Raw genomic sequence first — 9,983 nt, forward strand, 5'->3', positions numbered from 1 at the left:
CTTCTTTTTTAGTATCTAATGTATCTAATGTATCTAAATAAGAAGTATAGAATAGATTGTCTGCGATTTTCGCAATTACAGGATTTTCGTTGATATCATTGACTTTTTCTGTATTTGCGATTTTCGCAATTACAGGATTTTCGTTGATATCATTGACTTTTTCTGTATTTGCGATTTTCGCAATTACAGGATTTTCGTTGATATCACTGACTTTTTCTGTACTTGCGATTTTCGCAATTACAGGATTAACATTGTTTTGTTCCTCATTGATTTTGAAAACATCTTCTGAAGTAACGTTAGGTTTTCCGAGATATAGCAGGTTAGGTGTAGTTTCTATTTTTCCATTAATTTTCTTTACTCTACCTTTTTTTTGTTTAAGAAGATTAACTGCTTCAAGCTCTTTTTTTATTTTTGATACTTTTCCTTCTCTGCAATTTAGCAGAGTCATTAATTCAGCAACTGTGTAGATAAAATAAATATTGTCTTCACTATCTACCCAATTATTTTTAACGGAATTATCAAACCGATCTTTTAAAAGCATGTATGCAATTTTTGCGTCGTTGGATAAAGATTTGTAAACTTCATTTGTGAAAAATACTTTTGGCATTTGATAGTATTTTTCTCTGTAAATTTCTTTAGATTTGTAAAATTGAAAATTTTCCATTTTAAAGCTCCTTTAGAATGTAAGTGTTATCAATCGTCCACGTATTCTTATCTTGTAAACTACAGGAATACAATTCGATTGTAAAGTAATATTTTAACGCAATATTTACACAAGTACACAAATACACAAGTGCAAAAATGTATTTGTGTAAATATCTAATTTTGAATATTATCAGGTTAAACAAAATTATGTGTACATTTACACATTTGTAAAAATACACATAGCGGAAGACTTTCATTATTGATTATATTACTAATTACACAAATAAAAATGTGTAAATGTGTAAAAAAACATTGATTATTTAAATTGCCTATTGTATAATTTAAGCATAGAGATTTACACAAATGTAAATGTGTAAATTTGAAAAATTACACATAAAAAAAGGAGGAACTTTCATGATAGAGCTTATAGTAGAAGAGTTTGAACAACTAGCCAATCTATTAGAAGAAAGGTGCAGAGTAATTAGTATAGGTAACCAAAAAGGTGGTGTAGGTAAATCTTCCCTTGTTCGTTTACTTCCGTCTGTGTTAGCTTTTTCAGGTAAAAAAGTTTTACTCATAGATATGGACCCTCAAGCGAATACAACTAAAAGTATGTTCGTAACCCGAAAAAATTATTATGAAGACGAAGTTGTTGTATTTAAAAAAACATTAATGGCTGGTATCGTTGAAGGTAATCTTACTGATCTAGTTATCAACGTTTTACCTAATTTAGATTTTATTCCATCTTCATCAGATTTAGAAAGTTTCCCTACGTTTCTGTCTAAAAAGTTTGGATTAGTTGATAAAACAGACCCTGATTTTTATGAAGTGAAAGACAAAGCCTATGAATATTTCAATTCATTGATTGAATCATTAAAAGACAATTATGATTATATATTCTTTGATACGCCGCCTACGGTTTCTGATTATGTTAGAGCTGTATCATATGTTAGTGATTATATACTAATTGCATTTCAAACTCAGAGCGACAGTTTAGACGGTGCAAAAGAATTTTTAGAAGATACTTTAATACCTTTAGTAGAAAATACAAGAGCAGAGTTTGAAGTTGTAGGTATTTTGCCTAATCAAATGACTAAGAACGGTAGTATTGACACTTCATCACTTAATGATGCATATACAATTTTTGGAAAGGAAAATGTATTTGAGAATATTTTGCCTTTTAAAAAACCAATACAAAACATCCCTAGACATGGCGTTACATTAGAAGGTTATTGGAATAGTAAAATGTACATTGATACATTAATACCAATTACTAAAGAACTTGTCACAAGAATTAGTTTAATAGAAGGAGATTAGACCATGACTGAAAATAGAAAACCATCACTAATAGGAAATAGAAATAAAAATCTTTATCAGGAAACACCTAGACCAGAACAACCTTACAGTGGAGCTGAAACCATACCTAAGGATATCTTAGCTAATGAGAGGGGAACAATACGTGTGCCTCTTGATCAAAAAATAGAATTTGATGCATTGTTAGCGACTTCTGAATATCATTATACTTATGAGTTAATGGCTGAACTTGTATATGAAGCAGTCAAAAACAAGACTAAGGAAGAGAATAAAAAATATCAAGAAACGTTAGCAATGTTACGAGAGAAAGAATTGAAAAAAATAGAGAGAAAGAAAATGAAAAAATAAAAATATTCACATGTGTAAATTTACAAAAGTACACATGTGAATATTTTTATTATGAATCAATATATAGCAAGTAATAATTAGTTAAAAAATTACACAATTGTAAATGTCCACATTTACAAAAATACACATATATATCAACGACAGTAAAACTCCCTAAATAATATAGCTATCTTTCATCAATAATTTTTTTAGTTCGTCTGTGATGTTCTAAGTGTAGCAAATAATCGTCTTGCAGTTTTAGAAGGTCTGAATAGACCTGATCCATAGTCTTGCTGGCCGACAAAGAAAGAGAATAAATAAATGAGATAGGAAGTGTTTCAATTTTTTTGTTGCGAGTAATCCAAGAAGAAACAGTTCCTTGAGAGAAAGCATGTAATTCACAAAATTCTTCTACAGTAATCCCTAGTTGCTTGATAATGTATGCGTTGATAGGGTGTGGATATACAAAGGTTTTTCTAGGCATGGTGGGTAAGTTTCCTTTCTTAGATTATTAATGCGTTTGCAGTAATATTGTACTAAAAAACATGCAATAAGGGGTACATGGAACATAGAAACGAAAATGCACGGTAGAAAAGCGAATAACTGTAGATAAAATCTACAAATTATTCGCTTTTTTTATTTTGTATACGGTTGGCCGAGAAAGTCCATTTTCTGTTGCGATTTCTGCTACTGTATCTCCTTGTTTTAATTGCTTGACTACTGTTTGGTAAACAAGACGTTTTTGAGGGTTTTTAGAATTTGGCGCATACTCTGTCGGACGTCCTTTATACCGTCCCGCTTGTTTGGCTAAAAGGACCCCTTGACGTTGTCTCTCCTTAATTTTTTCTCGTTCATTTTGGGCAATATAACTCAATAACGATAAAAACATGTCAAACATAGCTGTATCTAACAGTTCATTCCCTGTATTGAAATTTAAAAATGGGGCGTCAAGAATTTGTAATGAGACGTTTTTCTGCTTCATAAACGCGACCGTCTGTTTGATGTCTTCATAGTTTCTTCCTAAACGATCAAGCGAAGCAACAACCACACAATCTCCTTCGCGAATATAATTCAGCAGTTTTTGAAATTCAGGTCGATTACAATCTTTTCCACTTGCTTTTTCTTGAAATAATTTGTCGATTTTGAGTTGGTTCAACAGTGCAACTTGTCGGTCTAAATTTTGGTCTTGACCAGACACACGAATATAGCCAATTTTTACCATAAACTCTCCTTAAAAAGTGATATAATTTACATGTAAAATTTACTTGTGTTTTTACTGTCATCATAACATTTTTAAAAGTAAATTATAAGTCTACTTAAAATTTACTTCTAGGAGGATTAAAACAGAATAAATGAAAGATAAAAAGGATTCTTTTGGAACTTATTTAGGGGAGCCTAGTGCTGAACAATTAAATCAATTTTTTTATTTACATGAAAAAGATTTAGAAATAATTTCTACAATGAGATTGTCTTCAACTAAATTAGGATTTTCATTACAATTAAGTTCGCTAAGATTTTTAGGAACATTTTGTACAGATATAAACACTATTCCTGAAAATGCGATTATTTATGTGGCAGCTCAGCTAAAAATTAATCCTAAAGAGATACATAATTATAAAAGGCGACAAACAAAAGATGATCATGTCAAGTTAATTAAAAATATTTATGGGTATAAAGAGTTTAGCCATCTAAAAAAGTATTTAAGTAATTGGCTATTAAATAGGGCCATTTATACTACAGAATCTACGAATATGCTCTTTGATATGCTTCTAAAAAAATGTTTAGATGAGAAAATAATATTACCAGGGTTTACTACTTTTTCACGTTTTATAGCTAGCATCGTTGAAAAAGCTGAAGAGCAATTATATAAACAATTAGCATTAATTCCAACGAATAAGGAGAAAAAACAACTCTTAAATCTTTTAGAATTAGTTGGAACACCTGTTTATGGAGCAACAATTAAAATGGATATTTTAAGAACTCCTTTGACTGACTACAGTTTGAAAGAAATTTCTAGAGGATTTGAACGATTAAAACAATTCCAAACTTTTTCTACAGAAAACTGGCAAATAAAATTAATTCCTGAAGGAAAAATAAAAATATTAGCCAATTATGCATTTAAAGCTAAAGCCCAATTGATTCAACGTATGAGTGAACAGAAAAAAATAGCTTTGTTAGTAGCATTTATTTATATCTATAAACGAAAAGCTATGGACGAACAAATTTTAGCCCTGGTTAATTTTTTTGAAACAATTTTTAGACGTGCTAAGAATAAAGAAGCTAATGAAAGACTTCGGACAATTAAAGATTTAGACCGTGCAGCTTCAACACTTTCAGATATTGTTGAATTTGTTATGATAGAATCCTCTAATAACAGTGATAGTTCTATACGTAGTCAAATTTTAAAAAAATATTCTGAAGAAAGCATTTATTCTGCAGTCACACAAGTTAGAAAATTAGTGAAAAATGAGCAAGAACCTATTGCTATTGTTGAACTTCTAACTACTTATCGAAAGTTTAAAAAATTTATTCCGGATATTTTAATTACTTTAAATTTCGACAGCAACAACTATGGAAATAATTGTAAAGAACTTTGGTCTTTCATAAATAATCGTTTCCCTAAACCAATCACTTATAAAATGTTTCAAACAATTGAACATACTATTCCAAAAAAATGGGTTTATTATATTCAAGAAAATCCAAATCAGACTAATAAATGTGTTTTAATTGCCGCAATTGAATGCTTAATTCAATCGTTTAAACGGCATGATATCTATATTTCCCAAAGCAATCTTTATAACAATCCTATGGATTGTTTACTGGATAAACAAACATGGCTTCAACAAAAAGGGATTGTATTAGAACAACTAGGTCTACCTTCTTCTGGAGAAGAAGTATCTTTATGGTTAAAAAAAGATTTAGATCTTTCTTACAAAGAAGCATTAAGACGTTGGCCTACTTCTAATATGGCTCGAATAGAAAATAATAGTCAATTAATTGTTTCCAGATTAAAAAAAGTTTATGAAAATAAAGAAGAGAAAGCGTTTAAATTACGTATTCAACAATTATTACCCAAAATTGATTTAACAGATTTGTTATTAGAAGTAAATCAACAATTAAATCTTACTCAACTATTTAATCACTTAAATGACAAAGACACAAAAATGAAAGACTTAGATATTAGTTTACTAGCTGTTCTTTTAGCAGAAGCTTGTAATATCGGTTTTTCTCCAGTTTCAAAAAATAGTATTGATTCGTTAAAATATGATCGCCTAATCTATGTTAATCACCACTATATTCGAGTAGACACGCTCTCTGCAGCTAATCAAAAAATTATTCATGCACACCGAAAACTTGCTATAACTAAATTATGGGGAGACGGTTATATGGCATCAGCTGATGGTATTCGTTATACTACTCCACAACGTTCTCTATATTCTAAAAGCAACCCAAAATATTTTGGGCGTGGTCGAGGAATTACTTTTTATAATTTTATTTCTGATCAATATATAGGATTTCATGGTATGGTTGTTTCTGGTACACTCCGTGATTCATTGTACTTATTAGAAGGATTTCTTAATCAACCTAGCGAGCTAACTCCTAATCAGATAATGACAGATACAGCTGGTTATAGTGATATGATATTTGGGCTTTTTGCCTTATTAGGATTCCAATTTAGCCCGCGAATCGCAAATGATAAAGGAACAAAACTTTGGCGAATTGATTCTGATGCGGATTATCACGAACTTAATACACTATCACAAAATAAAATCAATTTAACACTTATTCAAACTTATTGGGAAGAAATCCTTCGGGTAGCAGGTTCCTTAAAATCAGGTAAAGTTAATGCGACAGAGTTAACAAAAGCACTTCAACGAAATGGGCAACCAACAGAGCTAGGTAAAGCTATTACTGAATATGGGAAAGTGTATAAAACAAAACATCAGCTTCGCTATATTTCTGACGAAATTTATGCACGACAAATTCTAGAACAATTAAACAAGGGAGAATCACGTCATGCTTTATGTCGAAATATTTTTTATGGACGTAAAGGAAAATTATACCAAACCTATTATGATGGAATGGAAGAACAGCTTAATGCATTAGGATTGGTTACTAATGCCATTATCTATTGGAATTCATTGTATTTAGAAAAAGTCTTTGAACAAATGAAAAAAGAAGGATATGATTGTTCAGAAGAAATGTTACGAAAACAATCTCCTTTAATTAGTGATCATATTAATTTTGTTGGCAAGTACACCTTTAAATATGAACAAGAACTTTCTGATGGAAAATTACGTCCATTAAATTTGGAAAAATTTTAGTAATGTTCGTCTTTTTTTATTACCGTGCATTTTCGTATGAATGTTCCAATAAAATATTTAGCATAGAAAAGTAGATAATCACAAGAATCGTATGAAATCAAGGTTTCTTGTGATTATATTTTTATCCTACCGTGCATTTTCGTTTCTATGTTCCATGTACCCCGTTACAAAGTCGTATTCACTTCGAATTTCTTTCAAATGATCCCAAAGTGTATTTTCCCTTTGAGGATAATGATCAAGCGAGGATGGACTAACACCAATCTGTTTCGATATATATTGTATGACCGAATCTGGGATGCTTTTGATATGAGTGTATGGCCAACCGGGATACCGAAGAACAGCTAATTGAACAGCAAATCCTAAACGGTTTTCTTCCCTCCTTCGCTTATTAACTATTTCTAAATCCCGTTTGGAAAAAGTGAAGTAGGTCCCCAGTATCCATTCATCTTCAGGGATTTGCATAAAAGCCTGTCTCTGTTCCGGTGTAAGCAATTCTCTACCTCTCGCAATTTTCATTCAGTATCATTCCATTTCTGTATTTTCAATTTATTAGTTCAATTATATATCAATAGAGTGTACTCTATTGATACAAATGTAGTAGACTGATAAAATCATAGTTAAGAGCGTCTCATAAGACTTGTCTCAAAAATGAGGTGATATTTTGCGGAAAATCGGTTATATTCGTGTCAGTTCGACTAACCAGAATCCTTCAAGACAATTTCAGCAGTTGAACGAGATCGGAATGGATATTATATATGAAGAGAAAGTTTCAGGAGCAACAAAGGATCGCGAGCAACTTCAAAAAGTGTTAGACGATTTACAGGAAGATGACATCATTTATGTTACAGACTTAACTCGAATCACTCGTAGTACACAAGATCTATTTGAATTAATCGATAACATACGAGATAAAAAGGCAAGTTTAAAATCACTAAAAGATACATGGCTTGATTTATCAGAAGATAATCCATACAGCCAATTCTTAATTACTGTAATGGCTGGTGTTAACCAATTAGAGCGAGATCTTATTCGGATGAGACAACGTGAAGGGATTGAATTGGCTAAGAAAGAAGGAAAGTTTAAAGGTCGATTAAAGAAGTATCATAAAAATCACGCAGGAATGAATTATGCGGTAAAGCTATATAAAGAAGGAAATATGACTGTAAATCAAATTTGTGAAATTACTAATGTATCTAGGGCTTCATTATACAGGAAATTATCAGAAGTGAATAATTAGCCATTCTGTATTCCGCTAATGGGCAATATTTTTAAAGAAGAAAAGGAAACTATAAAATATTAACAGCCTCCTAGCGATGCCGAAAAGCCCTTTGATAAAAAAAGAATCATCATCTTAAGAAATTCTTAGTCATTTATTATGTAAATGCTTATAAATTCGGCCCTATAATCTGATAAATTATTAAGGGCAAACTTATGTGAAAGGGTGATAACTATGAGCGATAAAATACTTATTGTGGATGATGAACATGAAATTGCCGATTTGGTTGAATTATACTTAAAAAACGAGAATTATACGGTTTTCAAATACTATACCGCCAAAGAAGCATTGGAATGTATAGACAAGTCTGAGATTGACCTTGCCATATTGGACATCATGCTTCCCGGCACAAGCGGCCTTACTATCTGTCAAAAAATAAGGGACAAGCACACCTATCCGATTATCATGCTGACCGGGAAAGATACAGAGGTAGATAAAATTACAGGGTTAACAATCGGCGCGGATGATTATATAACGAAGCCCTTTCGCCCACTGGAGTTAATTGCTCGGGTAAAGGCCCAGTTGCGCCGATACAAAAAATTCAGTGGAGTAAAGGAGCAGAACGAAAATGTTATCGTCCACTCCGGCCTTGTCATTAATGTTAACACCCATGAGTGTTATCTGAACGAGAAGCAGTTATCCCTTACTCCCACCGAGTTTTCAATACTGCGAATCCTCTGTGAAAACAAGGGGAATGTGGTTAGCTCCGAGCTGCTATTTCATGAGATATGGGGCGACGAATATTTCAGCAAGAGCAACAACACCATCACCGTGCATATCCGGCATTTGCGCGAAAAAATGAACGACACCATTGATAATCCGAAATATATAAAAACGGTATGGGGGGTTGGTTATAAAATTGAAAAATAAAAAAAACGACTATTCCAAACTAGAACGAAAACTTTACATGTATATCGTTGCAATTGTTGTGGTAGCAATTGTATTCGTGTTGTATATTCGTTCAATGATCCGAGGGAAACTTGGGGATTGGATCTTAAGTATTTTGGAAAACAAATATGACTTAAATCACCTGGACGCGATGAAATTATATCAATATTCCATACGGAACAATATAGATATCTTTATTTATGTGGCGATTGTCATTAGTATTCTTATTCTATGTCGCGTCATGCTTTCAAAATTCGCAAAATACTTTGACGAGATAAATACCGGCATTGATGTACTTATTCAGAACGAAGATAAACAAATTGAGCTTTCTGCGGAAATGGATGTTATGGAACAAAAGCTCAACACATTAAAACGGACTCTGGAAAAGCGAGAGCAGGATGCAAAGCTGGCCGAACAAAGAAAAAATGACGTTGTTATGTACTTGGCGCACGATATTAAAACGCCCCTTACATCCATTATCGGTTATTTGAGCCTGCTTGACGAGGCTCCAGACATGCCGGTAGATCAAAAGGCAAAGTATGTGCATATCACGTTGGACAAAGCGTATCGACTCGAACAGCTAATCGACGAGTTTTTTGAGATTACACGGTATAACCTACAAACGATAACGCTAACAAAAACGCACATAGACCTATACTATATGCTGGTGCAGATGACCGATGAATTTTATCCTCAGCTTTCCGCACATGGAAAACAGGCGGTTATTCACGCCCCCGAGGATCTGACCGTGTCCGGCGACCCTGATAAACTCGCGAGAGTCTTTAACAACATTTTGAAAAACGCCGCTGCATACAGTGAGGATAACAGCATCATTGACATTACCGCGGGCCTCTCCGGGGATGTGGTGTCAATCGAATTCAAGAACACTGGAAGCATCCCAAAAGATAAGCTAGCTGCCATATTTGAAAAGTTCTATAGGCTGGACAATGCTCGTTCTTCCGATACGGGTGGCGCGGGACTTGGATTGGCGATTGCAAAAGAAATTATTGTTCAGCATGGAGGGCAGATTTACGCGGAAAGCAATGATAACTATACGACGTTTAGGGTAGAGCTTCCAGCGATGCCAGACTTGGTTGATAAAAGGAGGTCCTAAGAGATGTATATAATTTTGGCTCTTTGTCAAATGATGTTGGTAAAGAGAAATCTTAGAATAATTGGAGATCAAGTGGATCAGTTCCTCTTGATCT

9 protein-coding genes and 1 pseudogene are annotated in these 9,983 nt (G+C 32.9%); 6 read left to right on the forward strand and 4 right to left on the reverse strand.

The features are described from left to right. On the reverse strand, positions 1-664 hold a 664-nt coding region (locus KQI94_RS14065; protein WP_216454539.1), incomplete at its 3' end, for a replication initiator protein A. 395 nt (positions 665-1,059) lie between these two features. Here KQI94_RS14065 and KQI94_RS14070 point away from each other — a divergent pair. Further along, positions 1,060-1,962, forward strand: a complete 903-nt coding sequence (locus KQI94_RS14070) for an AAA family ATPase (RefSeq protein WP_002382055.1) — start codon at positions 1,060-1,062, stop codon at positions 1,960-1,962. A 3-nt stretch (positions 1,963-1,965) separates the two neighbouring features. Further along, a complete protein-coding gene (locus tag KQI94_RS14075; RefSeq protein ID WP_002382053.1) occupies positions 1,966-2,307 on the forward strand; it encodes a hypothetical protein in 342 nt (113 codons plus the stop codon). Between the two features lie 166 nt (positions 2,308-2,473). Here KQI94_RS14075 and KQI94_RS14080 read toward each other — a convergent pair whose 3' ends face one another. Together KQI94_RS14080 and KQI94_RS14085 are read right to left on the reverse strand one after the other, a co-directional pair. Then, positions 2,474-2,770, reverse strand: a complete 297-nt coding sequence (locus KQI94_RS14080; protein ID WP_002393081.1) for a hypothetical protein — start codon at positions 2,768-2,770, stop codon at positions 2,474-2,476. Positions 2,771-2,902: 132 nt separating this feature from the next. Next, positions 2,903-3,508, reverse strand: coding sequence for a recombinase family protein (locus KQI94_RS14085; protein ID WP_000238804.1), 606 nt, complete (start codon positions 3,506-3,508; stop codon positions 2,903-2,905). 130 nt (positions 3,509-3,638) lie between these two features. Between KQI94_RS14085 and KQI94_RS14090 the strand changes: the two genes are divergently transcribed. Continuing rightward, positions 3,639-6,611, forward strand: coding sequence for a Tn3 family transposase (locus KQI94_RS14090; RefSeq protein ID WP_000653331.1), 2,973 nt, complete (start codon positions 3,639-3,641; stop codon positions 6,609-6,611). A 162-nt stretch (positions 6,612-6,773) separates the two neighbouring features. On the opposite strand, the pseudogene KQI94_RS14095 reads toward KQI94_RS14090, so the two are convergent. After that, positions 6,774-7,127 (reverse strand): annotated as a pseudogene (locus tag KQI94_RS14095) (DUF4158 domain-containing protein); the annotation flags it as partial. Between the two features lie 145 nt (positions 7,128-7,272). Between KQI94_RS14095 and KQI94_RS14100 the strand changes: the two are divergent. From KQI94_RS14100 to KQI94_RS14110, 3 genes are all read left to right on the forward strand, one after another. After that, entirely contained in the window at positions 7,273-7,848 is a 576-nt protein-coding gene (locus KQI94_RS14100) for a recombinase family protein (RefSeq protein ID WP_001226076.1), read from the forward strand. Between the two features lie 213 nt (positions 7,849-8,061). Continuing rightward, on the forward strand, positions 8,062-8,757 hold the full coding sequence (gene vanR-A, locus KQI94_RS14105; protein WP_001280781.1) for a vancomycin resistance response regulator transcription factor VanR-A: 696 nt from the start codon (positions 8,062-8,064) through the stop codon (positions 8,755-8,757). After that, positions 8,735-9,889: a vancomycin resistance histidine kinase VanS-A gene (locus KQI94_RS14110; protein ID WP_002305818.1), complete on the forward strand. Its 1,155-nt coding sequence runs from the start codon at positions 8,735-8,737 to the stop codon at positions 9,887-9,889. The genes vanR-A and KQI94_RS14110 overlap by 23 nt, the downstream gene beginning before the upstream one ends. Positions 9,890-9,983 lie beyond the last annotated feature (94 nt).

This window comes from Enterococcus sp. S183_ASV_20 (assembly GCF_018919685.1).
Lineage (GTDB): Bacteria > Bacillota > Bacilli > Lactobacillales > Enterococcaceae > Enterococcus > Enterococcus faecalis.